A 24,391-nucleotide genomic window follows, 5' to 3' on the forward strand; every position below is an offset into this window, starting at 1 on the left:
AAAACCCAGGAGGAATCCACAATGAGCACCACACACAGGACCGGCCGGCTCGCGGTCTCGGCCCTCGCCGCCGCGGTCGGCGTCACCGCACTCGCCGGATGCGGAGGCTCCGACGACACGTCCGCCGGCTCCGGCGGCACCAAGGGCCCCGGCTCCAAGACCGTGACGCTGGTCAGCCACGACTCCTTCAACGCCTCCAAGGAGGTCCTGGCGGAGTTCACCAAGGAGACCGGCTACACCGTCAAGGTACTGAAGAGCGGGGACGCGGGCGTCGCGCTCAACCAGGAGATCCTGACCAAGGGTTCGCCCCGGGGCGATGTGTTCTTCGGCGTCGACAACACCCTGCTCTCCCGCGCCCTCGACAGCGGGCTCTTCACCCCGTACGAGGCCAAGGGCCTCGACCGGGTCGCGAAGGACACCGTGCTCGACGCCGAGCACCGGGTCACCCCGGTCGACACCGGCGACATCTGCGTCAACTACGACAAGAAGTACTTCGCCGACAGGAAGCTGGCACCGCCGGCCAGCTTCGACGACCTGGCGAAGCCCGCGTACAAGAACCTGCTGGTCACCGAGAACGCCGCGACCTCGTCGCCCGGCCTCGGCTTCCTGCTCGGCACCGTCGCGGCCTACGGCGAGGACGGCTACCAGGACTACTGGAAGAAGCTCAAGGCCAACGGTGTCAAGGTCGTCGACGGCTGGGAGCAGGCGTACAACGAGGAGTTCTCCGGTTCGGCGGGCGGCAAGAAGGCCAAGGCAGACCGGCCGCTCGTCGTCTCGTACGCCTCCAGCCCGCCCGTCGAGGTGTTGTACGCGAAGCCGCAGCCGGCCCAGGCCCCGACCGGCGTGGTCACCGGCGCCTGCTTCCGGCAGATCGAGTTCGCCGGGCTGCTGGACGGGGCGCCGAACGAGAAGGGCGGCAAGGCCCTGCTGGACTTCCTGATCAGCAAGAGGTTCCAGGAGGACATGCCGCTCAACATGTTCGTGAACCCGGTCTCCGGGGACGCGAAGCTGCCGGAGCTGTTCACGAAGTTCGGCGCGACGGTGGACCGGCCCGGGACCGTCGCCCCGGAACTGATCGCCAAGAACCGTGAGCAGTGGGTCCAGTCGTGGTCCTCGCTCGTCGTGAAGTAACGAGGACCGCGGGACGCGGGCCGGGACCGGGCGGCGGAGCCGTGCGCCCGGCCCGCGGTCCGGCCCTGCGGCGGGGCGCGACGCGGTTCGGTCTGATGGCCGTGCCCGTCGCGTTCTTCGCGCTGTTCTTCGCCTACCCCGTCGCCGCGATCGTCGGCCGGGGGCTGAAGACGGACGGTGTCTGGCAGTTCGGGCGGATCGGCGAGGTGCTGGGCCGGCCGGAGATCCGCGAGGTGCTCTGGTTCACCTGCTGGCAGGCGCTCGCCTCGACCGCCCTGACCCTGCTGATCGCGCTGCCCGGCGCCTATGTCTTCGCCCGCTTCGACTTCCCCGGCAAGCAACTGCTGCGGGCGGTCGTCACGGTGCCGTTCGTGCTGCCGACCGTCGTCGTCGGGACCGCCTTCCTGGCCCTGCTCGGGCGCGGCGGATTCCTCGACGAACTCTGGGGCGTACGGCTCGACACCACCGTCTGGGCGATCCTGCTCGCCCATGTCTTCTTCAACTACGCGGTGGTCGTCCGCACGGTCGGCGGGCTGTGGGCCCAGCTCGACCCCCGGCAGGAGGAGGCCGCCAGGGTGCTGGGCGCCGGACGGTTCGCCGCCTGGCGCCGGGTCACCCTGCCCGCGCTGGCCCCCGCTGTGGCCGCCGCCGCGCTGATGGTCTTCCTCTTCACCTTCACCTCCTTCGGGGTCGTGCAGATCCTCGGCGGTCCCGGCTTCGCCACCCTGGAGGTGGAGATCTACCGGCAGACCGCGCAGCTCCTCGCCCTGCCGACCGCCGCCGTGCTGACCCTGGTGCAGTTCGCCGCGGTCGGTGCGATCCTCGCCGTGCACGCCTGGACCGTCCGGCGCAGGGAGAGAGCTCTGCGCCTGGTCGACCCGGCGCGCACGGCGCACAGGCCGCGCGGTGCCGGGCAGTGGGCGCTGCTGGGCGGGGTGCTGCTGACCGTACTGCTGCTGATCCTGCTGCCCCTCGGGGTGCTCGTGGAGCGCTCCGTGAACACCGGGGACGGCCATGGGCTCGACTACTACCGGGCGCTGGGATCGGCGGACGCGAGCGGCGGTACGTTCCTGGTCGCGCCGCTCGAAGCGGTCGCCAACTCCCTCCAGTACGCCTTGGTCGCCACGGCCATCGCGGTGGTGATCGGCGGGCTCGCCGCCGCGGCGCTGACCCGGCGGGCGGGCCGGCTGGCGCGCGGATTCGACGCGCTGCTGATGCTGCCGCTCGGGGTCTCCGCGGTCACCGTCGGCTTCGGCTTCCTGATCACCCTGGACGAGCCGCCGCTGGACCTGCGGACCTCCTGGATCCTGGTGCCGCTCGCCCAGGCGCTGGTCGGGGTGCCCTTCGTCGTACGGACGATGCTGCCGGTGCTGCGCGCGGTGGACGGGCGGCTGCGGGAGGCGGCGGCGGTGCTCGGGGCCTCGCCGCTGCGGGCCTGGCGGGAGGTCGATCTGCCGCTGGTACGGCGGGCGCTGCTGGTCGCGGCCGGTTTCGCCTTCGCCGTCTCGCTCGGCGAGTTCGGCGCGACGGTGTTCATCGCACGGCCCGACCGGCCGACGCTGCCGGTCGCCGTGGCCCGGCTGCTGGGGCGGGCCGGGGAGCTGAACTACGGCCAGGCGATGGCGCTCAGCACCCTATTGATGGTGGTCTGCGCCGTCTCGCTGCTGCTGCTCGAACGAGTCCGTACGGACCGGACCGGCGAGTTCTAGAGATGTCCGGGGAGTTCTGGAAATGCTGACACTGGAATCGGCCACCGTCCGCTTCGGCGGGCGGGCGGCGCTCGACGCGGTGGATCTGGCGGTCGCCGAGCACGAGATCGTCACCGTGCTGGGGCCGAGCGGAAGCGGCAAGTCCACCCTGCTGCGGGTGGTCGCCGGGCTCCAGCGCCTGGACGGCGGCCGGGTGCTGCTGGACGGTGCGGACCAGTCCGGGGTGCCGGTGCACCGGCGCGGCCTCGGCCTGATGTTCCAGGACCATCAGCTCTTCCCGCACCGGGACGTCGGCGCCAACGTCGCCTTCGGGCTGCGGATGCGCGGCGCCTCCCGCCGCGACCAGGAACGCCGGGTCGGTGAACTCCTCGACCTGGTGGGCCTGCCCGGGGCCGAGCGGCGCGCCGTCGCCACGCTCTCCGGCGGCGAGCAGCAGCGCGTCGCCCTCGCGCGGGCCCTCGCCCCGCGCCCCAAGCTGCTGATGCTGGACGAGCCGCTGGGCCAGCTCGACCGGGGGCTGCGCGAACGGCTCGTCGTCGAACTGCGTGCGCTCTTCCGGAAGCTGGGCACGACCGTGCTCGCCGTCACGCACGACCAGGGCGAGGCGTTCGCGCTGGCCGACCGGACGGTGGTGATGCGCGAGGGCCGGATCGCCCAGGTGGGCACCGCGCTGGAGGTGTGGCGGCAGCCCGTCTCCGCCTTCGTGGCCGGTTTTCTCGGCTTCGACAACGTGGTGGCGGCGACGGTGACCGGTGGGGTCGCCGAGACGGTGTGGGGCAAGGTGCCGGTGCCGGAGGACTCGCCGCAGGGGGCGTGCGAGCTGCTGGTACGGCCGGCCGGGGTACGGATCGGCTCCCCGGAGCAGGGGCTGCGCTGCGTGGCCGGGGGGCGGACGTTCCGCGGCAGCCGGGTCATGGTGCGGCTGACCCCGCCGACCGGCCCGGAGCTGGAGGCGGAGTGCGCGCCCCGGGACGCCCCCGAGGAAGGGGCGGCGGTCGGTGTCGGATTCGACGCGGCGGAGGTCGTCGTCCTGGAGCCCGCCCGCTGATCCGGCACCGGGGCCGTGGGCCGTCCCTTCCGGACCGTGCCGGACTCGCGATCCGGCCCGCCCGGAAGAACGGTCCGGGGAGACGGCCCGGAGGAAACGGTTCGGCCCGGAGGAATTGGCCTGCGGGTTCGGCTCAGGCGGCCAGCGGGAGCGCGGCCAGCTCGGCGACCAGCCAGGTCAGCGGGGCGAAGACCAGCAGCAGGGCGGTGGCGCGCAGCGCGGTCGCGGCGCGCAGGGCCGAGGCGGGGGCCCCGAGCCGCAGCAGCGCGCGTGCCGTCCGCGCCCGGTCCTGCCGGGCCTCCAGCGCCGAGGTCAGCAGGGTCGCCGTCGTACAGCCGAGCACCAGCACCCCGCCCAGTGCCGCCAGCGGGCCGGGCGGACGGCTCCCGGCCCCGTACAGCGCGTAACCGGCGACCGCGGTGGCGAGCACCGCGCAGACCACGCCGAGCGGACGCCCGATCCGGCGCGCCTCGTCCATCAGCACCCGGCCCGCCAGCAGCCGCACGGCGCCGGGGCGCACCGCCTGGAGCAGCCGTCCGCAGAGATGGGCCAGGCCCGGTCCCGCCACGGCCAGCCCGAGGGCCGCCAGCGTCCAGCCCGCCAGCACCCCGGCGGGGGTGGCTTCCGTCCGGCCGGGCAGCGGGAGCAGGCCGCGCCCGCCGCCGCGCGCCATGTACGCCTCGATGGCGAGACCGGCCGAGGCCAGTGCCACCCCCCACGGCAGCCCCGCCGGGGGTGCCGCCGGGTCGGGCGGTTCCGGTTCGGTCAGGACGTCCGGGTCGGGGACCTTGGGGGAGACCGGCGCGGGGACCCGCTCGGCGCGCAGCGCGTAGGCGCTCAGCCCGGCCGCGCTCACCGGGACCAGGGCCAGCAGCACCAGCGCGGCGGCGAGCGGCAGCGGGGCACCGGCGTCGAGCAGCCCGGCCGCCGCGCCGTCGAACGGCAGTCCGGACAGGTCGCCGCGGAGATGCAGGAAGAAGAGCAGCGCCAGGGCGGAGCCGAGGGTGCAGGAGACGGCGGTGGAGACCGCGCCGAGCACGGCGAGCCGGACCGGCCCGAGGCCCACGGCGGAGAGCCCGGAGCGGGGCCGGGTGCTCGGGTCGGTGCGGGTGACCGCGACCGCGAACTGCACGGTGGCGGCGAGCGGCACCAGGCACCACAGCAGGCGCGGCACCGCCGCGTCGGCGTGCTCCGGATGCGCGGCGGCGTGGCTGAGCGTGCACAGCAGCAGGAAGCCGACCCCGGCGGAGGCGGCGGCGACCAGCAGCCGCCGCAGCAGGACCAGCGGGTGGGAGCCCCGGGCTAGACGGAGAGCGAGCACGCCGGCCGGCCTTCGGTGTCGGAGCTGTCGGGCAGGGCGACGGTGGCGATCCGGCGGCCGTCCAGCAGCGGGATCGCGCGGTCGGCGAGGGCGGCGATCTCCGCGTCGTGGGTGGCGAGCACGATCGTGATGCCGTGCGAGCGGGCCGCGCTGGTGAGGGTGCGCAGGACGTGGGTGCGGTCGTCGCGGTGCAGGGTCGCGGTGGGCTCGTCGGCGAAGATCACGGTGGGGGCGCCGGCCAGGGCGCGGGCCACGGCGATCCGCTGGCGCTGGTTCTGGAGCAGGGTATGCGGCCGCTGCCGGGCGCAGCCGCCGATGTCGAGCCGTTCCAGCCATTCCAGGGCGGTCTTCTTCGCCTCGCGGCGCGGGGTGCCGCGCAGCAGCAGCGGGAGGGCGGTGTTCTCCCAGGTGTTCAGCTCGGGCACCAGCTGCGGCTCGGGGGCGATCCAGCCGAAGCGGTCGCGGCGCAGCCGCTCGCGCAGCCGGGGGCCCATGGTGTGGACGGGCACGCTGTTGAACCACACCTCGCCCTGCTCGGGCACCAGCTGACCGGACAGACAGTGCAGCAGGGTGGTCTTTCCGCAGCCCCGGGGGCCGGTCACGGCAAGGATCTCGCCGTCGCGGACCCCGACGGAGACACCGCCGAGGGCGGGCGATCCGTTGTGGGAGTGGTGCAGGGAACGCGCCCAGATCACATCGTTGTCCGGCGGGGCCACCATGGCGTACACCTCGGTTCAGATCGAAATTCCCGTCCCTCGTACGGGGGAACGAAAACAAGGCCGATCGGTCACCGGCACCGTAAGGATTCGAACCGCGGTGAGCGCACAGCACACGGCCCGGATGCGTCCCTCCCACTCGATTGGGCGCATCCGGGCCGTAGGCACCGTGCGTGGGCGACGGCCGGCGATCCGTGGTCGGCCGGCCGTCGCGGAGGTGGTTACAGCTTGGTCCACGCCTCCGTGAGGACGTTGCGCAGGATGCCCTCGATCTCGTCGAACGTCGACTGGTCGGAGATCAGCGGCGGCGCGAGCTGGACGACCGGGTCGCCACGGTCGTCGGCCCGGCAGTACAGGCCGTTCTCGTACAGCGCCTTGGAGAGGAAGCCGTACAGGACGCGCTCGGTCTCCTCGTCGGTGAAGGTCTCCTTGGTGGCCTTGTCCTTCACCAGCTCGATGCCGTAGAAGAAGCCGTTGCCGCGGACGTCGCCGACGATCGGCAGGTCGAGGAGCTTCTGCAGCGTGGTGAAGAAGGCGTTCTCGTTGTCCAGCACGTGCTGGTTGAGGCCCTCGCGCTCGAAGATGTCGAGGTTGGCGAGGCCGACCGCCGCGGAGACCGGGTGGCCACCGAAGGTGTAGCCGTGCAGGAAGGTGTTGCCACCCTCGTAGAACGGCGCGGCGACGCGGTCGGAGACGATGCAGGCACCGATGGGGGAGTAGCCCGAGGTCATGCCCTTGGCGCAGGTGATCATGTCCGGCACGTAGCCGAACTTGTCACAGGCGAACATCGTGCCGAGGCGGCCGAAGGCGCAGATGACCTCGTCGGAGACGAGCAGCACGTCGTACTTGTCACAGATCTCGCGGACCCGCTGGAAGTATCCGGGCGGCGGCGGGAAGCAGCCACCGGCGTTCTGCACCGGCTCCAGGAAGACCGCGGCGACGGTCTCCGGGCCCTCGAAGAGGATCTCCTGCTCGATCTGGTCGGCGGCCCAGCGGCCGAAGGCCTCGGGGTCGTCGCCGTGGATCGGGGCGCGGTAGATGTTGGTGTTCGGCACCTTGTGGGCACCGGGGACCAGCGGCTCGAAGGGGGCCTTCAGGGCCGGCAGACCGGTGATGGACAGAGCGCCCTGCGGGGTGCCGTGGTAGGCGACCGCGCGGGAGATGACCTTGTACTTGGTCGGCTTGCCCTGCAGCTTGAAGTACTGCTTGGCCAGCTTCCAGGCCGTCTCCACGGCCTCGCCGCCACCGGTGGTGAAGAAGACCTTGTTGAGGTCGCCCGGCGCGTAGTCGGCCAGGCGCTCGGCCAGCTCGACGGCCTTCGGGTGGGCGTAGGACCACACCGGGAAGAAGGCCAGCTCCTGGCCCTGCTTGTACGCCGTCTCGGCGAGCTCGTGACGGCCGTGACCGGCGTTGACCACGAACAGGCCGGACAGGCCGTCCAGGTAGCGCTTGCCCTGGTCGTCGTAGATGTAGGTGCCCTCACCACGGACGATGGTGGGAACGGGCGCGGTCTCGTAGTCCGACATGCGGGTGAAGTGCATCCACAGGTGGTCGTACGCGGTTCGGCTGAGGTCCTTGCTCACGGCTATCGGGTTCCCCACATATAGGTCTGCTTCTTGAGCTTCAGGTAAACAAAGCTCTCGGTGGAGCGCACACCGGGCAGGGCCCGGATGCGTTTGTTGATCGTGTCCAGCAGGTGGTCGTCGTCCTCGCAGACGATCTCCACCATCAGGTCGAAGGAGCCCGCGGTCATCACCACGTACTCGCACTCGGCCATGGCCGAGAGTGCCTCGGCGACGGGGTCGAGGTCGCCCTCGACATTGATGCCGACCATCGCCTGGCGCCGGAACCCCACGGTGAGGGGATCGGTGACGGCGACGATCTGCATCACGCCCTGATCCAGCAGCTTCTGGACGCGCTGCCGCACGGCTGCCTCGGAAAGGCCGACGGCCTTGCCTATGGCGGCGTACGGGCGGCGCCCGTCCTCCTGGAGCTGCTCGATGATGGCGAGGGAGACGGCATCGACCGCTGGTGACGATCCGTTCCCGGTCCTGGAGTCTGCGCTGCGACTGGCCACGCATCCACTGTGCACGGGACTCGTCCGTCTGGCAACCCCAGATCGATGAAATCCGTTGTTTGAGGGTCTCGATCTCACTGAATCCGAAGTTCGCGGCGGGTGGGCATGTCGAAAGCGACACCCCAACCACTACGCTGGGGATCTCACCCATTGACGTGTGACAGGAGGGGTGGTTGTGACCACCGAGGTGCGCCGTCTGCGCAACTACATCAACGGAGAGTTCCGGGACGCCGCTGACGGGCGGACCATCGACGTGGTCAACCCGGTGACGGAAGAGGTCTACGCGACCTCGCCGCTCTCCGGCCAGGCCGATGTCGACGCCGCGATGGAAGCCGCCGCGGCCGCGTTCCCCGCCTGGCGCGACGCCACGCCCGCCGAGCGCCAGAAGGCCCTGCTGAAGATCGCGGACGCCTTCGAGGAGCGCGCCGAGGACCTGATCGCCGCCGAGTCGGAGAACACCGGCAAGCCGATCGAGCTCACCCGGGTCGAAGAGGTCCCCCCGATGGTGGACCAGATCCGCTTCTTCGCGGGCGCCGCCCGGCTCCTGGAGGGCCGCTCCGCCGGTGAGTACATGGAGGGCCTGACCTCCATCGTCCGCCGCGAGCCGGTCGGCGTCTGCGCGCAGGTCGCGCCGTGGAACTACCCGATGATGATGGCGGTCTGGAAGTTCGCCCCGGCGCTCGCCGCGGGCAACACCGTCGTCATCAAGCCGTCCGACACCACTCCGGCGTCGACGGTGCTGATCGCCGAGATCATCGGCCAGATCCTGCCCAAGGGCGTCTTCAACGTCATCTGCGGCGACCGGGACACCGGCCGCGCGATGGTCGAGCACCGGACCCCGGCGATGGCCTCCATCACCGGCTCGGTACGGGCCGGCATGCAGGTCGCCGAGTCCGCAGCCAAGGACGTCAAGCGCGTCCACCTGGAACTCGGCGGCAAGGCCCCGGTCGTCGTCTTCGAGGACGCCGACATCGCCACGGCCGTCGAGGGCATCGCCGGCGCGGGCTACTTCAACGCCGGCCAGGACTGCACCGCCGCGACCCGCGTCCTGGTCCACGAGTCCATCCACGACGAGTTCGTCGCCGAGCTCGCCAAGGCCGCCGCCGACACCAGGACCGGTCTGCCGGACGACGCGGACGTGGCGTACGGGCCGCTCAACAACGCCAACCAGCTGAAGCAGGTCAGCGGCTTCATCGAGCGTCTGCCCGCCCACGCCAAGGTCGAGGCGGGCGGCCACCGCGTCGGCGAGAAGGGCTACTTCTACGCCGCGACGGTCGTCTCCGGCCTCAAGCAGGACGACGAGATCATCCAGAACGAGGTCTTCGGCCCGGTCATCACCGTCCAGAAGTTCTCGGACGAGGCCCAGGCCCTGGAGTACGCCAACGGAGTCGAGTACGCCCTGGCCTCCTCGGTGTGGACCAAGGACCACGCCCGCGCCATGCGCATGTCCAAGAACCTCGACTTCGGCTGTGTGTGGATCAACACCCACATCCCGCTCGTCGCCGAGATGCCGCACGGCGGCTTCAAGAAGTCCGGCTACGGCAAGGACCTCTCCGCCTACGGCTTCGAGGACTACACCCGCATCAAGCACGTCATGACCTCCCTCGACGGCTGACGAGCGGACACGGCCGGCGAACAACCGGCCGGCAGTCACGGCCCCGGGCGCATGCCCGGGGCCGTTCCCGTTCCCGGGTACCGGCGGCGGACCCCGGACGGATCGACAGGGTGTGCGGCGGGTGCCGCCGCCGCTGGACGGTTGGTCCATTGCCCGTCCGGCGGCCCGCCCGGCATCCTTCGCTGGTGCGAGCAATTGCGAAGAACCCCATGTCCCGCCGCTCCCTGCTGCGCGCCCTCGGAGCCACGGCGGCCGGTACCGCGCTGGCCGGGTGCGGTGTGCCCGCCGCCTACGTGGCGCCCGGTGACCGCGCCGGGCGCGACACCTCGGCGAGCGACCACAGCCTGCACTTCGCGAACTGGCCGCTCTACATCGACACCGACGACGAGAACACGTCGAAGCGGCCCACCCTCGACGCCTTCTCCAAGCGGACCGGGATCTCCGTCACGTACACGGAGGAGATCAACGACAACGACGAGTTCTTCGGGAAGATCAGCCCGGCGCTGATGAACCACCAGCAGACCGGCCGCGATCTGATCGTGATCAGCGACTGGATGTCCGCCCGGTTCGTCCGGCTGGGCTGGGTGCAGGAGATGGACCGGGCGAAGCAGCCGAACGTCGCCAAGTACCTCGACCCGCAGCTGCGGTCGCCCGCCTTCGACAAGGGCCGCCTGTACAGCGTCCCCTGGCAGTCCGGGATCACCGGCATCGCGTACAACCGCAAGAAGCTCGGCCGCGAGATCAAGCACCTGAGCGATCTGTGGGCGGACGACCTGCGCGGCAAGGTGACGCTCATGTCCGGGCTCGACGAGTCCATCGCCCTGCTGATGCAGGGCAACGGCGTCGACGTCACCCGCTGGCAGCGGGACGACTTCTTCCTGGTGTGCGAGCAGATCGAGAAGCTGGTGAAGAAGCGGCACATCCGCCGCTTCACCGGCAACGACTACATCAAGGACCTGTCCACCGGCGACGTCCTGGCCTGCCAGGCCTACTCCGGCGACGTCATCCAGCTCCAGGCCGACAACCCCGAGATCGAGTTCGTGGTGCCCGAGGAGGGCGCCGAGCTCTGGGCGGAGTCGATGATGATCCCCAACCTCGCCCGCCACAAGCGCAACGCGGAGCGGATCATCGACTACTACTACGAGCCGGAGGTCGCCGCCGAACTGGCGACCTGGGTCAACTACGTCTGCCCGGTGCCCGCCGCCCGCGAGGTGCTCGCCTCCGCCAAGGACAAGGAGACCGCCGAACTCGCCGAGGACCCGCTGATCTTCCCCGACGACGACATGCGCAAGCGGCTCGCCATCGCCCGCGACGTCACCTCCGAGGAGCGCACCGAGTTCGCCAAGAAGTGGAACGGCATCGTCGGTCTCTGAGCGGCGGGGCCGGGCCGGGAGGCGGCCCCCCGGATGTCCCGGGCCGGGCCGGGGGCGGCCCCGGAGGGCCGTGAACGCGGGCGTACGCTGCGGGACATGAGCGAGCGAAGAGCCTTGCTGAGGCGCATACGCGTGTGGTTGGCCGTCTTTGTCGTCTGTCTGATCTTGAGCGGGGTGACCGCCTTTCCGCTCGTGCACGAACTCCATTGGGCCGAGGACCTGTTGAGGTCCTCGGCCTCTCCCGTCCCGGAGCACTTCCCGGCGCTGATGGAGTGGATCACCAAGGTCCGCACCGGCCTCGACGAGGCCGACGCGAAGTACCCCTTCGTGCTGTACGGCACCGACTGGCTGGCCCTCGCGCATCTCGTCATCGCGGTCGCCTTCTACGGCCCCTACCGCGACCCGGTCCGCAATATCTGGGTCATCGAGTTCGGCATGATCGCCTGCGCCGGGATCATCCCGCTCGCGCTGATCTGCGGCCCCATCCGCGGCATTCCCTTCTGGTGGTCCGTCATCGACATGTCGTTCGGCGTGTTCGGCGTGATCCCGCTGCTCGTGCTGCGCCGCATGATCAAGCGGCTGGAGTCGCTGGAGCGGATTCCGCTCCCCGGTCCGGCCGCCACGGCCACGCCGGCCACGCCGGCCGTCCCGGTCGACTGACCTGCCGGAACCTGGTGGGGCCCCGGGCCCCGGCCCGGCCGACCGGAGGGCCCGGGGCTCAGCCGGCCGACGGGGCGCCGAAGGCGGCGACCACGATGCCCAGCGCCGTCGGGTTCATCCCCTCGCCCTTCGCGTCCGTGGAGTTGACGCTGTAGACGAGCGTCCGGGAGAGGTCGCGGGTGGCCGCGATCACCGTGTTGTACCCCCAGCGGCCACCCGTCTTCCCCCAGACGTCACGCCCGCCCAGCCGCATCACCGACAGGCCCGCGCCGTACGCGGCGGGCTTGCCCGTGCCGTACTCGCGGACCGCGTCGCCGGGCAGCGTGAACATCGCCTCCAGCAGCGGACCGCGCACCACCCGGCCCCCGAACAGCGCCCGGGTGAACCGCTCCAGGTCCGCGGTGGTCGATATCAGGTCGCCCGCCGCCCACGCGTCCGTCACCCCCCACACCGTCACATCGCGCAGATCGCCCGCGCCGAAGACCTGGTACCCGTGGTTGTGCGGACCCCGGATCGTCGGGTCGGCCCCCGGGAAGTACGTGTCCCGCAGACGCAGCGGCTCAAGGATGCGGCGGGAGACCTGCGCGGCGTACGCCTCGCCCGTGACCCGCTCGATCAGCAGCCCCGCCACGGTGTAGCCGATGTTGTCGTAGTGCTGCTGGGTGCCGGGCGCGAAGTCCGGCTCGTGCGAGGTGGCCTCGCGCACGGTCCGCACCGGATCGCGCCGGTCGAAGCGGTGCGCGTACCAGTCCTCCAGGGTGCCGCCGTCCCCCACGGACGGGATGCCGCTCGTGTGGTCCAGGAGCTGGCGCACCGTCACCGCCCCGTACGCCGCCGGGATCAGGTCCGGCAGATACCGCCGCACCGGGGCGTCCAGCCCGATCCGCCCCTCCCCGGCCAACTGCAGCACCACCGCGGCGGTGAAGACCTTGGTCACCGATCCGGCCCGGAAGCGCCCGCCCGGGTCCGCCGGCCGCCCGGAGGCCAGATCGTGGACACCGGCGCTGCCCCGCCAGGAGCCCCCGGTGCCCGAGACGCGGACCAGCGCGGCGGTCGCGTCGTCCCTCGGCAGCCCGGCGAGCGCGGACCGCAGCGCCCCGGCGTCCGGCGCCCGCCCGGTGACCGCCCGCTGTGCGGTGGCTCCTGCGGCGGGCGGGGCGCCGGGCGCCGCCAGGGCCGGGACGGCGGGGCCCGCCGCGATACCGAGAGCCAGCGCTGCCGCGACGGCGGTGCGGGACATGCGTGCGTTCATCTCCGGTGCCTCCTGGACGTGGAACCTCGACTGCTGTCGGATTCCATCCTGTTGAAGGCAGCCTCCGGGCGGATCACCCGACCGAGGGGTCATGGGAGGGAGACGCCCTCGCTCGCGCGGGGGAGGGGAGCGCCGCGCCTCCCTCCCCCGGGGGACTCAGCCCGTCGAGGGAGTCACCAGACCGCACTCGTACGCGCAGATCACCGCCTGGACGCGGTCGCGCAGCCCCAGCTTCGACAGCACATTGCCGACATGGGTCTTCACCGTGTGCTCGCTGACTACCAGCGCCGCCGCGATCTCCGCGTTCGACAGCCCGCGGGCCAGGTGCAGCAACGTCTCGCGCTCCCGGCCGGTCAGCACCTCCAGCCGGGCCGAGGGCGCCGCGGCGGCCGGCCGCGCCGTGTACTCGGCGATCAGCCGCCGCGCCACCGACGGCGCGAGCAGCGACTCCCCGGCCGCCACCACCCGTACCGCGTGCACCAGGTCGTCCCGGCGGACGTCCTTGAGCAGGAAGCCGCTCGCACCCGCGCGCAGCGCCTCGAAGACGTAGTCGTCGGAGTCGAAGGTGGTCAGCATCACCGTCCGGCAGTCGGTCCCGGCACTGAGGGCGCGGCAGGCCTCGATGCCGTCCGTGCCGGGCATCCGGATGTCGAGCAGCGCCACGTCGGGCGCCAGCCGCCGTACCGCCGCCACCGCCGCGTCCCCGTCGCCGACCTCGGCCACCACCTCGATGTCCGGCTGCGCGTCCAGGATCATCGCGAAGCCGCTGCGGACCAGCTCCTGGTCGTCGGCCACCACCACACGGATCGTCACCGTGCCTCTCCCCCCACTCGTTCGCTCCCGGCACCCGGGGCGGTCCATGGAATCGTCACCCGCAGCCGGAACCCGCGCCCGTCCGGGCCGGGGCCGGAGGCGGCCGTACCGCCGTGCGCGGTCGCCCGCTCCCGGATGCCGACCAGCCCGAGCCCGGTTCCGGGGCCGTCGCCGGGGCCCCGTCCGTCGTCGGTGACGGTGAGGACCAGCGCCTCGGTTCCGTGGTCCAGCAGGACATGGACCATGTCGGCGTCCGCGTGCTTGACCACGTTGGTCAGGGCCTCCTGCACGATCCGGTAGACGGTGGCGCCGACCGCCGGGCCGGGCTCCCGGGGATCGCCCGTCACCCGGTACGAGACGGCGAGTCCGCTGTCGCGCACCCGCTCCACCAGTCCGGGCAGCGCCGCCGTCCCGGGCTGCGGCGCGCGCGGCGCGTCCGGCGAGGCGTCCGGCTCCCGCAGCAGACCGAGCATCCGGCGCAGCTGCACCATCGCGTCCCGGCCCGTCTCCGAGATCGCCTCGAAGGCCGCCTCGGCGCGCTCGGGCGCCGTACGCACCGCGACCGGACCCGCTTCCGCCTGCACGATCATCAGGCTCACCGCATGGGACAGGATGTCGTGCATCTCCCGGGCGATCCGGGCCCGTTCGCGGGTCACGGCCCGCTCGGCCTCGATCCGGCGCGTCAGCTCCAGCTGCCGGGCCCGGTCCTCCACCGCGCGCAGATACGCCTGGCGCACCACCGTGAGCCTTCCGAAGACGTACGTCGCCGCGAACACGAACAGCGAGAAGAGCAGCTCCCGCAGGTCCTGGCCGTCCAGCCCCACCGAGACCAGCACCGCCACCGCCGTCAGCACCAGCACCCCGATCCGCTTCGGCGGCGGGGACAGCTCGGCCACGGTGTAGACGGCCACGATCCCGGTGTACGGGAGCGGCTGGCCCGGCCCGTCCAGCACGGTGTTGTACAGCGCTCCGGTCGCGAGCACCGCGAGCAGCACCAGGACCGGCGCCCGCCGGCGCAGGAGCAGCGGCACCGCCGTCAGCGTGGTCAGCCCGTACGCCGTCCAGGTCGCGGGCGGCAGGTCCGGGGCGCGCGGCACCACGAACGGCATCGTCATGACCGCCTGTACGAGCAGGACGACGAGCAGGTCGACGGTGCGGGGACCGAGGCGCCTGGCACCGGGCCCCCTGGCGGGGTGCGGCCCCGGAGCCGCGCCGTCCGCGGCCCGGACCGGTCCTGAGGGAACGCCCTCGGTCATATCGCCGTTTCCTCCGCCGGGCGGCCGAGGACTCCGCGCAGGACGTCGACCCGGTTGGTGGTGACCGAGTCGACGCCGTGCCGGACCAGACGGCGCATGGTCCGCCGGGTGTCGGCCGTCCAGGCGGAGACCAGCAGCCCGTCCCGGTGCGCCCGGTCCGTCAGCTCCCGGTCCACCAGCCCGAACCGGTAGTTCAGCCAGCGCGGCCGCACCGCGTCGAGCAGCACGGCGCGCGGTGGCGCGGCCGTCGACCAGGTCAGCGCGGTCTCGGCCCGCGGGTCGGCGGCCCGTACCCGGAGCATCGCGGCGGGCCCGGCGCAGTAGTAGACCCGCTCACCGGCCCCGGCCTCCCGGACCGCGCCGACGACCGCCGGGACCGAGGCGTCGGTGGAGCCCGGCAGGTCGATCATCAGCCGGTGCGCCCCCGCGGCGTCCAGCGCCTCGTGCAGCGTGGGCACACCGCCCCCGGTCAGCCCGGCGAGCTCCCGGTGGGTCAGCCGGTCGAGCCGGACGTCGTGCCCCCACAGCCGCTTCAGCGTGGCGTCGTGCAGCAGGACGGGCACGCCGTCGCGGGTGACCCGTACGTCGACCTCGACCGCGTCCGCGCCCCGGCCGAGCGCGGAACGGATCGAGGCGAGGGTGTTCTCCCGGACCCGGTACGGATCGCCGCGGTGGGCCACGGCGGTGACTGTGGTGACCATGTGGTCATTGTGACCGCCCGACCCCCGACCGCCCGGCCCCCGACTGCCCGGCCCCGACCGGTCGACCCTCAGCCGCCCCGCCCCGACTGCCGACCCTCAGCCACCCCGCCCCGACTGCCGACCCTCAGCCGCCCTGCCCCGCCCGTCCGGTGTTCAGCCCCGCCGCAGCCAGTCCGCCGTGTACGTGTCGATCTCGGAGGCCAGCGCCCGCTTGCCGGCCGGGTCCAGGTAGGAGGCCTCGACCGCGTTCTTCGCCAGCTCCGCGAGGCCGCGCTCGTCCAGCGCGAGCAGCCGGGCCGCGACCGCGTACTCGTTGTTGAGATCGGTGCCGAACATCGGCGGGTCGTCGCTGTTGATCGTGACCAGCACACCCGCGTCCACCATCGCGCGCACCGGGTGCTGCTCGATGTCCGGCACCGCGCGGGTCGCGACGTTCGACGTCGGGCAGACCTCCAGCGGGACGCGGTGCTCGGCGAGGTGGGCCAGCAGCTCCGGGTCCTGGACGGAGCTGGTGCCGTGGCCGATGCGCTCGGCGCGCAGGTGGGTCAGGGCGTCCCAGACGGTCTGCGGCCCGGTGGTCTCCCCGGCGTGCGGCACGGAGTGCAGGCCCGCGGCGATCGCCCGGTCGAAGTAGGGCTTGAACTGCGGGCGGTCCACGCCGATCTCCGGGCCGCCGAGCCCGAACGAGACCAGCCCCTCGGGCCGCAGGTCCACGGCGAGCCGGGCGGTCTCCTCCGCGGCCTCGTGCCCGGCCTCGCCCGGAATGTCGAAGCACCAGCGCAGCACCACCCCGAGCTCGGACTCGGCGGCCGTGCGGGCGTCCTCTATCGCCTCCATGAACGCCTGCTCGGGGATGCCGCGCCGGGTCGAGGAGTACGGCGTCACCGTCAGCTCCGCGTAGCGGATGTTCTGCCGCGCCATGTCACGGGCGACCTCGAAGGTCAGCAGTCGGACGTCCTCCGGCGTGCGGATCAGGTCCACGACGGAGAGATACACCTCGATGAAGTGCGCGAAGTCCGTGAACGTGAAGTAGTCGGCGAGCGCCTCGGGGTCCGTGGGGACCTTGGAGTCGGCGTGCCGGGCGGCCAGTTCGGCGACGATACGGGGGGAGGCGGACCCGACATGGTGGACATGCAGCTCGGCCTTGGGCAGTCCCGCGATGAAGGGACGGAGATCGGACATCGGGTGCTCCGGGGCGTGGACGGCTCGGCTGCCGGGCTCGGTCGGCCGGGCAGGGGACGGGGATCATCGTAGGCCGCGTCGGTCCGCCGGATCCGGGGCCGTAGCATGACGGGACACGATGGGGGAGGCACATGTCAGACAGCACAGAGCGGCCCGAGGGCGGGGGCGCGTCGAGCGACCCGTGGGCCCCGCCGGAGAACAGAGCCGCGCTGCCGGAGAACAATGTGCGGCTGGAGAAGCCGGCCGCCGCGCACCAGCAGCCCGAGGCAGGGGACGGGGAGAGCCCCGCGCCGTCCGACGCACCGTCGGCGCCCGGATTCGGCGCTCCGGCGCCGACCGCCCCGGAGCCCGCCGCCGGTGACGTACCGCCGCCGCCGGTCGGACCGAACGGGCCGGGCCAGCAGATGCCGCCGCCCGCCGGACCGTACGGCTATCCCGCCCCGCAGCCCGCGCCGCCGTACGGCGGCTACCCCTCCTACCCCGGCTACGGCCAGACGGCCTGGGGCGTCGCGCCGCCCTCCAACGGCCTGGGCACCGCGGCGATGGTGCTGGGCATCCTGGCGGTCTGCCTGTTCTGCGTCTACGGCATTCCCAGCCTGATCCTGGGCACGCTCGCCCTGATCTTCGGCATCCTGGGGCGCAAGCGGGCACAGCGCGGTGAGGCGACCAACAGCGGCCAGGCGCTCACCGGGATCATCCTGGGATCCATCGGCATCACCCTCGGCGTGGTGATCATCAGCTTCTTCGTCTGGATCATCGCCGCGAACATCGACGAGTACGAAGAGGACGGCACGTACAACGACGACCCGTTCGCCACCTCCCTGGTCGTCGACACCCACCGCTGACGGGCCCGGCCCTCGGCACCACACCGCACGCCCGCGGCCCGGCGGGGGACCGGAACCATGGTCCCCGCCGGGCCGCGGGCATGTCCGGCCCCGCTCAGGCGGCCGCGCGCAGCTCCGCCCGCGCGTCCATCAGCGCGAAGCCCAGCAGGTTCAGCCCCCGCCAGCCCGCCGGGCTCGCCGCCCGCGGATCGTCCGCCGCCAGCCCGATGCCCCAGACCCGGTCCATCGGGCTCGCCTCGACCAGCACCCGCTCCCCGGTGTTCACCAGGAACTCCCGCAGTTCCGGATGGGCCCGGAACTTGTGCACGCTGCCGGCCGTCACCAGGGCGAACCGCTCGCGCTCCCATATCGCCTCGTCGAAACCGCGCACCAGCCGGCCCACTTTCTTGGCCTCGGCCGGACTTCTCGCCGCGACGGCGGCCGCCTCCGATTCCGCATCGCCGAACAGACGGGCCTTCGCGGCCATCATCCAGTGCTCGGCCGAGGCGTACCGCACACCGTCGACGGTGAAGGGCGAGGGCCACCACTGGCTCAGACAGCTCGCTCCGACCCGCCCGTCGGGCCGGGGGCGGTGCCCCCAGAAGTGCAGGTACTTCACCTTCTCGCCGCGAGCGGTACGGGCGAGAAGATCGACCATGTGTTCCATGGCATGCGATTCTGGCATCCGCCACTGACACTCCGTACGGGTAATTCCGCGCCGACGCGACACATGGTCAATAGATTCCGTCGCGTAACCAAAAGGCAACAACGGAATCACTTGTTGGGGTTACTCCCCTCTGTCAGGATCGGCACTCAAATCGAGCAGAAGCTACGCCGCCCCCGAATGAGGGGTCAGCGGCGGAGGAGAACGTCATGGGCAACGGCATCCAGGTGCGGGACCGCTTCGCGGACGGCGCACAGTACATCGGCGGAAAGCTGCGGTCCGGAACCTCGGGACACCACCACGACGTGGTGGACCCGGCGACGGGCGAGACCGTCTACACCTACGAGCTGGCCGGTACGGCCGACGTGGACGCCGCCGTGGCGGCCGCGAAGGAGGCGTTCCCCGGCTGGTCGGGCGCGACGCCCGCCGAGCGGGCCGAGGCGATGCACCGCTTCGCCGCCGTCCTCGCCGAGCAGGCCGAGGACTTCGCGCGGGTGGAGTCCCTCCAGTGCGGCAAGCCGATCAAGCTCTCCACCGAGTTCGACGTGCCCGGCACCATCGACAACACCTCCTTCTTCGCCGGGGCCGCCCGTCACCTGGAGGGCAAGTCGGCCGGTGAGTACGACGGCGACCACACCTCCTACGTGCGCCGCGAGGCGATCGGTGTCGTCGGCTCGATCGCGCCCTGGAACTACCCCCTCCAGATGGCCGCCTGGAAGGTCCTCCCGGCCGTCGCCGCGGGCAACACCATCGTGCTGAAGCCCGCCGAGATCACCCCTCTGACCTCGCTGATGTTCGCCCAGGCGGCCACCGAGGCGGGCATCCCCGACGGTGTGATCAACATCGTCACCGGGGCGGGCAAGGTGGCCGGTGAGCACCTGGTCGGCCACCCCGACGTGGTCATGACCTCCTTCACCGGCTCCACCGCCGTCGGCAAGCGGGTGGCGGAGATCGCCACCGCCACCGTCAAGCGCCTCCACCTGGAACTCGGCGGCAAGGCCCCCTTCGTGGTCTTCGACGATGCCGACCTGGAAGCCGCGGTCCACGGCGCCGTCGCCGGCGCGCTCATCAACACCGGCCAGGACTGCACCGCCGCCACCCGTGCCTACGTCCAGCGCCCGCTGTACGACGCCTTCGTGCAGGGCGTCGCGGAGCTCATGGAGACCGTCCGGCTCGGCGACCCCTCCGACCCGTCGACCGACCTCGGCCCGCTGATCAGCCACGCCCAGCGCGACCGGGTCGCCGGTTTCGTCGAGCGCGCCCGCGCCTACGCCACCGTCGTCACCGGCGGGGAGGCACCCGGCGGCGAGCTGGCGGCGGGCGCCTACTACCGGCCGACGCTGGTCGCCGGGGCCGCCCAGGACAGCGAGATCGTCCAGTCCGAGATCTTCGGCCCGGTCCTGGTCGTGCTGCCCTTCGACACCGACGACGAGGGCCTGCGGCTCGCCAACGACACCCCGTACGGCCTGGCCGCCTCGGCCTGGACCCGCGACCTGTACCGCGCCAACCGCGCCACCCGCGAGATCAAGGCCGGCTGCGTCTGGGTCAACGACCACATCCCGATCATCAGCGAGATGCCGCACGGCGGATACAAGGCCAGCGGCTTCGGCAAGGACATGTCGGCGTACTCCTTCGAGGAGTACACGCAGGTCAAGCACGTCATGTACGACAACACCGCGGTCGCCCGCAAGGACTGGCACCGCACGATCTTCGGGGACCGATAATCCGGCCGACCCCGGCCTTCACACCCGAAAGGGAAACGCGCATGGAGCAGTACGAGCCGGAGCGGCTCTCCGCGGCCCAGATCGCCGCGATGCGACGCAGTCTCACCAGTGGCCGGGGCGCCCTGACCCGCCGATCGCTCCTCCGCGCCTCCGGCATGGGGGCGCTGGCGATCGGCGGGCTGGGCACACTGAGCGCCTGCGGTATTCCGCCCGCCCAGCGGGAGGGCGACGCCGCCGCGGCCTCCGACGACCACTCGGCCGAGGAGAAGCAGGTCAACTTCTCCAACTGGACCGAGTACATGGACATCGGCGAGGACAAGAAGAGCCGGCCCACCCTGGAGGCGTTCACCAAGCGCACCGGGATCAGCGTCAAGTACACCGAGGACATCAACGACAACGTCGAGTTCTTCGGCAAGATCAAGCCGCAGATGGCGGCGGGCCAGGACACCGGCCGCGACCTGATCATCGTCACCGACTGGCTGGCCGCCCGCATCATCCGGCTCGGCTGGGCCCAGCGGCTCGACGCCTCGAACCTGCCGCACGCCTTCGCCAACCTCTCGGCCCAGTTCCGTACCCCGGACTGGGACCCCGGCCGCGCCTACTCGTACCCCTGGACCGGCATCCCCACCGTCATCGCCTACAACTCCAGGGCGACCGGCGGCCGCAAGGTCGACTCCGTCACCCAGCTCCTGGACGACCCCGCGCTCAAGGGGCGGGTCAGCTTCCTCTCCGAGATGCGCGACACCATCGGCATGACCCTGCTCGACCAGGGCAAGGACCCGGCCTCCTTCACCGACGCCGACTACGACGCCGCGATCAACCGGCTCCAGAAGGGCGTCGACAAGAAGCAGATACGCCGCTTCACCGGCAACGACTACACCGCCGACCTCGACAAGGGCGACATCGCCGCCTGCGTCGCCTGGGCCGGCGACATCATCCAGCTCCAGGCCGGGAACCCGGACATCAAGTACGCCATCCCGGCCGCCGGATACATCACCTCCAGCGACAACATGCTGGTCCCGGCCAAGGCACGGCACAAGACCAACGCCGAGAAGCTCATGGACTACTACTACGAGCCGCCGGTCGCCGCCCGCCTCGCCGCCTTCATCAACTTCGTCTGCCCGGTCGACGGCGTCCGCGACGAACTCGCCCGGATCGACGAGAAGATGGCCGCCAACACCCTGATCCTCCCGGACAGGGAAATGGCCGCCCGGTCGCACTCCTTCCGCTCCCTGAGCACCAAGGAAGAGACGGCGTACGAGGAGAAGTTCGCCAAGCTCATCGGCGCCTGACCGCACGGCCCGCCCCGGCCCGCTTTCTGCTCACCCCCACCGCACATCGATCCTCGGGATCTCTCCCGCACCCTTGATCGTCGCGATCTCCCGATCCCCCGATCTCCCCCAGATCCCCCTCTGACACCACTGGGACCGCGCTCCATGACACAGCAGCAGACCGGCGGCGACGTCCGCCTCACCGGGATCAGCAAGACCTACGGCTCCTTCAACGCCGTCCAACCGCTCGACCTGACCGTTCCGCAGGGCTCCTTCTTCGCCCTGCTCGGCGCGTCCGGCTGCGGCAAGACCACCACCCTGCGGATGATCGCCGGCCTGGAGGAGGCCACCACCGGCACGGTCTTCCTCGGCGACACGGACATCACCGCCCTCCCGCCGTACAAACGGCCGGTCAACACGGTCTTCCAGAGCTACGCGCTCTTCCCGCACCTCGACATCGCGGAGAACGTCGCCTTCGGTCTGCGCCGGCGCGGCATCAAGTCGGTGAAGAAGCAGGTCGACGAGATGCTGGACCTCGTCCAGCTCGGCGACTTCGCCAAGCGCAAGCCGCACCAGCTCTCCGGCGGCCAGCAGCAGCGCGTCGCCGTCGCCCGCGCCCTGATCAACCACCCCCAGGTCCTGCTGCTCGACGAGCCGCTCGGCGCCCTCGACCTCAAGCTCCGCCGCCAGATGCAGCTGGAGCTCAAGCGCATCCAGACCGAGGTCGGCATCACCTTCATCCACGTCACCCACGACCAGGAGGAGGCCATGACCATGGCCGACACGGTCGCGGTGATGAACGGCGGCCGGGTCGAGCAGCTCGGCGCCCCCGCCGACCTGTACGAGAACCCGCGGACGACCTTCGTCGCCAACTTCCTCGGCACCTCCAACCTCATCGAGGCCGAGATCGTCTCCGCCGGCAGCGACGAGCTGGTCGTCTCCGCGGGCGGCGGGAAGCTCCGGCTGCCCGCCGGGCGATGTACGGCCCCCGTCAAGGACGGCGGCAAGCTGCTCGTCGGCATACGCCCCGAGAAGATCTCGCTGATCCACGCCGAGGACGCCGACACCGTCGCCGACGGCCGCAACCGGGTCACCGGCCGGATCGTCGACACCAGCTTCATCGGGGTGTCCACCCAGTACGTCGTGGAGAGCCCGGCCGGCAAGGCGCTCCAGGTCTACGAGCAGAACATCGAGCGCGACTCCCGGCTCGCGCCCGGCGCCGAGGTCGTGCTGCACTGGAACCCCGCGCACACCTTCGGACTGGACGCGGCCCAGGACATCGACGCCGGTGTGGAGACGGTGGAGGACGCGGCGTGACCGTCATCCAGGAGGCGCCACCGGCGCCCGTCACCGAACCGGAGATACGCAAGCCCTCCACCCGCAAGCGGCTCGTCCCCTACTGGCTGCTGCTCCCGGGCATCCTGTGGCTCGTCGTCTTCTTCGCGCTCCCGCTGGTCTACCAGGCCTCGACCTCCGTCCAGACCGGATCCCTGGAGAAGGGGTTCGAGGTCACCTGGCACTTCCAGACCTACTGGGACGCGCTCGCCGAGTACTACCCGCAGTTCCTGCGCTCCCTGATGTACGCCGGCACCGCCACCCTGCTGTGCCTGCTGCTCGGCTACCCGCTCGCCTACCTCATCGCCTTCAAGGCGGGCCGCTGGCGCAACGTCCTGCTGGTCCTGGTCATCGCCCCGTTCTTCACCAGCTTCCTGATCCGCACGCTCGCCTGGAAGACGATCCTCGCGGACGGCGGCGCGGTCGTGGACGTACTGAACACGCTGCACGTCCTGGACGTGACCAGCTGGCTGGGCTGGACCGAGTCCAACCGCGTGCTGGCCACTCCGATGGCGGTCGTCTGCGGCCTCACGTACAACTTCCTGCCGTTCATGATCCTGCCGCTCTACACCTCGCTGGAGCGGATCGACGGCAGGCTGCACGAGGCGGCCGGCGACCTGTACGCCACCCCCGCCACCACCTTCCGCAAGGTGACCTTCCCGCTCTCCATGCCGGGCGTCGTCTCCGGAACCCTGCTCACCTTCATCCCGGCCAGCGGTGACTACGTCAACGCGGAGCTGCTGGGATCCACCGACACGAAGATGGTCGGCAGCGTCATCCAGACCCAGTTCCTGCGGGTCCTGGACTACCCGACGGCGGCCGCGCTCTCCTTCATCCTCATGGCGGCCGTCCTGATCATGGTCACCGTCTACATCCGCCGCTCCGGGACGGAGGACCTGGTCTGATGCCCGTACTGCGCTGGATTCGCCGGAACCTGATCGTCCTCGCGGGTCTGCTGACCCTCGCGTACATGATCCTTCCGAACGTCGTCGTCATGGTGTTCTCGTTCAACAAGCCGAACGGGCGCTTCAACTACGCCTGGCAGCGGTTCTCGCTGGACGCCTGGAAGGACCCCTGCGGCGTCGCCGACATGTGCGGCTCGCTCTCGCTCTCCCTCCAGATCGCGCTCTGGGCCACCATCGGCGCGACCGTGCTCGGCACGATGATCTCGTTCGCGCTGGTCCGCTACCGCTTCCGGGCGCGCGGCGCGATCAACTCGCTGATCTTCCTGCCGATGGCGATGCCCGAGGTCGTCATGGCCGCCTCGCTGCTCACGCTCTTCCTCAACATGGGCGCGCAGCTGGGCTTCTGGACGATCCTCATCGCGCACATCATGTTCTGCCTCAGCTTCGTCGTGACGGCGGTGAAGGCACGCGTGATGTCGATGGACCCGAGGCTGGAGGAGGCCGCCCGCGACCTGTACGCCGGCCCCGTGCAGACCTTCCTCCGGGTGACCCTGCCGATCGCCGCCCCCGGAATCGCGGCGGGAGCGCTGCTGGCCTTCGCGCTCTCCTTCGACGATTTCATCATCACCAATTTCAACGCGGGCTCCACCGTGACCTTCCCCATGTTCGTCTGGGGATCGGCACAGCGCGGCACGCCCGTGCAGATCAACGTCATCGGTACGGCGATGTTCGTCATCGCGGTGCTGGTGGTGGTCGTCGGTCAGCTCATCGCCAACCGGCGCAAGAACAGCACACGCTAGAAAGCTCTGAAGGA

At 71.4% G+C, this 24,391-nt stretch carries 21 protein-coding genes and 1 pseudogene; 12 read left to right on the plus strand and 10 right to left on the minus strand.

Annotation, left to right across the window (positions count from 1 at the left end; all coding sequences use genetic code 11):
• The first annotated feature begins 21 nt into the window (after window positions 1-21).
• The 3 genes from ACF08W_RS22575 (at window position 22) to ACF08W_RS22585 (ending at window position 3,888) form a co-directional block, all read left to right on the plus strand.
• Window positions 22-1,131 carry a thiamine ABC transporter substrate binding subunit gene (locus ACF08W_RS22575; RefSeq protein ID WP_385212032.1) on the plus strand — a complete coding sequence of 370 codons (1,110 nt, stop codon included), beginning with the start codon at window positions 22-24 and terminating at the stop codon, window positions 1,129-1,131.
• Between the two features lie 95 nt (window positions 1,132-1,226).
• Window positions 1,227-2,840, plus strand: coding sequence for an ABC transporter permease (locus ACF08W_RS22580; RefSeq protein WP_392280324.1), 1,614 nt, complete (start codon window positions 1,227-1,229; stop codon window positions 2,838-2,840).
• A gap of 22 nt (window positions 2,841-2,862) precedes the next feature.
• On the plus strand, window positions 2,863-3,888 hold the full coding sequence (locus ACF08W_RS22585; RefSeq protein ID WP_392280325.1) for an ABC transporter ATP-binding protein: 1,026 nt from the start codon (window positions 2,863-2,865) through the stop codon (window positions 3,886-3,888).
• A gap of 133 nt (window positions 3,889-4,021) precedes the next feature.
• Here ACF08W_RS22585 and ACF08W_RS22590 read toward each other — a convergent pair whose 3' ends face one another.
• The 4 genes from ACF08W_RS22590 to ACF08W_RS22605 form a co-directional block, all read right to left on the minus strand.
• The gene (locus ACF08W_RS22590; RefSeq protein ID WP_392280326.1) at window positions 4,022-5,209 is read right to left on the minus strand and encodes a hypothetical protein; all 1,188 of its coding nucleotides are present in this window, start codon (window positions 5,207-5,209) and stop codon (window positions 4,022-4,024) included.
• The gene (locus ACF08W_RS22595; RefSeq protein ID WP_392280327.1) at window positions 5,191-5,928 is read right to left on the minus strand and encodes an ABC transporter ATP-binding protein; all 738 of its coding nucleotides are present in this window, start codon (window positions 5,926-5,928) and stop codon (window positions 5,191-5,193) included. Before ACF08W_RS22595 ends, ACF08W_RS22590 begins: the two co-directional genes overlap by 19 nt.
• Window positions 5,929-6,146: 218 nt before the next feature.
• Entirely contained in the window at window positions 6,147-7,526 is a 1,380-nt protein-coding gene (locus tag ACF08W_RS22600; RefSeq protein ID WP_352276364.1) for an aspartate aminotransferase family protein, read from the minus strand.
• Window positions 7,511-8,017, minus strand: a complete 507-nt coding sequence (locus ACF08W_RS22605) for an Lrp/AsnC family transcriptional regulator (RefSeq protein ID WP_352276365.1) — start codon at window positions 8,015-8,017, stop codon at window positions 7,511-7,513. Before ACF08W_RS22605 ends, ACF08W_RS22600 begins: the two co-directional genes overlap by 16 nt.
• 160 nt (window positions 8,018-8,177) lie before the next feature.
• Here ACF08W_RS22605 and ACF08W_RS22610 point away from each other — a divergent pair, with 160 nt between their 5' ends.
• The 3 genes from ACF08W_RS22610 to ACF08W_RS22620 all read left to right on the plus strand — a co-directional run bounded on the left by ACF08W_RS22610 (window position 8,178) and on the right by ACF08W_RS22620 (window position 11,650).
• Window positions 8,178-9,617: a gamma-aminobutyraldehyde dehydrogenase gene (locus ACF08W_RS22610; protein ID WP_352276367.1), complete on the plus strand. Its 1,440-nt coding sequence runs from the start codon at window positions 8,178-8,180 to the stop codon at window positions 9,615-9,617.
• Window positions 9,618-9,826: 209 nt separating this feature from the next.
• Window positions 9,827-10,990: a spermidine/putrescine ABC transporter substrate-binding protein gene (locus ACF08W_RS22615; RefSeq protein ID WP_392280367.1), complete on the plus strand. Its 1,164-nt coding sequence runs from the start codon at window positions 9,827-9,829 to the stop codon at window positions 10,988-10,990.
• 96 nt (window positions 10,991-11,086) lie between these two features.
• Window positions 11,087-11,650, plus strand: coding sequence for a hypothetical protein (locus tag ACF08W_RS22620; RefSeq protein WP_392280328.1), 564 nt, complete (start codon window positions 11,087-11,089; stop codon window positions 11,648-11,650).
• A gap of 58 nt (window positions 11,651-11,708) precedes the next feature.
• On the opposite strand, the gene ACF08W_RS22625 is transcribed toward ACF08W_RS22620, so the two are convergent.
• From ACF08W_RS22625 to ACF08W_RS22645, 5 genes and pseudogenes are all read right to left on the minus strand, one after another.
• Window positions 11,709-12,902: a serine hydrolase domain-containing protein gene (locus tag ACF08W_RS22625; RefSeq protein ID WP_385212046.1), complete on the minus strand. Its 1,194-nt coding sequence runs from the start codon at window positions 12,900-12,902 to the stop codon at window positions 11,709-11,711.
• 73 nt (window positions 12,903-12,975) lie between these two features.
• Window positions 12,976-13,715, minus strand: a pseudogene (locus ACF08W_RS22630) (response regulator).
• Complete coding sequence (locus ACF08W_RS22635) at window positions 13,712-14,830, minus strand: sensor histidine kinase (protein WP_392280368.1); 1,119 nt, start codon at window positions 14,828-14,830, stop codon at window positions 13,712-13,714. The pseudogene ACF08W_RS22630 and the gene ACF08W_RS22635 overlap by 4 nt, the downstream one beginning before the upstream one ends.
• A gap of 137 nt (window positions 14,831-14,967) precedes the next feature.
• Window positions 14,968-15,672, minus strand: a complete 705-nt coding sequence (locus ACF08W_RS22640; RefSeq protein ID WP_392280329.1) for a glycerophosphodiester phosphodiesterase — start codon at window positions 15,670-15,672, stop codon at window positions 14,968-14,970.
• A gap of 153 nt (window positions 15,673-15,825) precedes the next feature.
• On the minus strand, window positions 15,826-16,854 hold the full coding sequence (locus tag ACF08W_RS22645; RefSeq protein WP_392280330.1) for an adenosine deaminase: 1,029 nt from the start codon (window positions 16,852-16,854) through the stop codon (window positions 15,826-15,828).
• 131 nt (window positions 16,855-16,985) lie between these two features.
• On the opposite strand from ACF08W_RS22645, the gene ACF08W_RS22650 reads away from it, so the two are divergent.
• Window positions 16,986-17,699 carry a DUF4190 domain-containing protein gene (locus ACF08W_RS22650; RefSeq protein ID WP_392280331.1) on the plus strand — a complete coding sequence of 238 codons (714 nt, stop codon included), beginning with the start codon at window positions 16,986-16,988 and terminating at the stop codon, window positions 17,697-17,699.
• A 94-nt stretch (window positions 17,700-17,793) separates the two neighbouring features.
• Here ACF08W_RS22650 and ACF08W_RS22655 read toward each other — a convergent pair whose 3' ends face one another.
• A complete protein-coding gene (locus ACF08W_RS22655) occupies window positions 17,794-18,336 on the minus strand; it encodes an NADAR family protein (RefSeq protein ID WP_392280369.1) in 543 nt (180 codons plus the stop codon).
• A gap of 215 nt (window positions 18,337-18,551) precedes the next feature.
• Between ACF08W_RS22655 and ACF08W_RS22660 the strand changes: the two genes are divergently transcribed.
• From ACF08W_RS22660 to ACF08W_RS22680, 5 genes are all read left to right on the plus strand, one after another.
• Window positions 18,552-20,066: a gamma-aminobutyraldehyde dehydrogenase gene (locus ACF08W_RS22660; protein WP_352276379.1), complete on the plus strand. Its 1,515-nt coding sequence runs from the start codon at window positions 18,552-18,554 to the stop codon at window positions 20,064-20,066.
• Between the two features lie 41 nt (window positions 20,067-20,107).
• Window positions 20,108-21,358, plus strand: a complete 1,251-nt coding sequence (locus tag ACF08W_RS22665) for a PotD/PotF family extracellular solute-binding protein (RefSeq protein WP_392280332.1) — start codon at window positions 20,108-20,110, stop codon at window positions 21,356-21,358.
• Window positions 21,359-21,502: 144 nt separating this feature from the next.
• Window positions 21,503-22,654 (plus strand): ABC transporter ATP-binding protein, encoded by a 1,152-nt coding sequence (locus tag ACF08W_RS22670; protein ID WP_385212056.1) that lies wholly within the window; start codon window positions 21,503-21,505, stop codon window positions 22,652-22,654.
• Window positions 22,651-23,577, plus strand: a complete 927-nt coding sequence (locus tag ACF08W_RS22675; RefSeq protein WP_385212058.1) for an ABC transporter permease — start codon at window positions 22,651-22,653, stop codon at window positions 23,575-23,577. The genes ACF08W_RS22670 and ACF08W_RS22675 overlap by 4 nt, the downstream gene beginning before the upstream one ends.
• Window positions 23,577-24,377, plus strand: a complete 801-nt coding sequence (locus ACF08W_RS22680; RefSeq protein WP_385212060.1) for an ABC transporter permease — start codon at window positions 23,577-23,579, stop codon at window positions 24,375-24,377. The genes ACF08W_RS22675 and ACF08W_RS22680 overlap by 1 nt, the downstream gene beginning before the upstream one ends.
• Window positions 24,378-24,391 lie beyond the last annotated feature (14 nt).

The organism is Streptomyces sp. NPDC015144 (genome assembly GCF_043079735.1).
Lineage (GTDB): Bacteria > Actinomycetota > Actinomycetes > Streptomycetales > Streptomycetaceae > Streptomyces.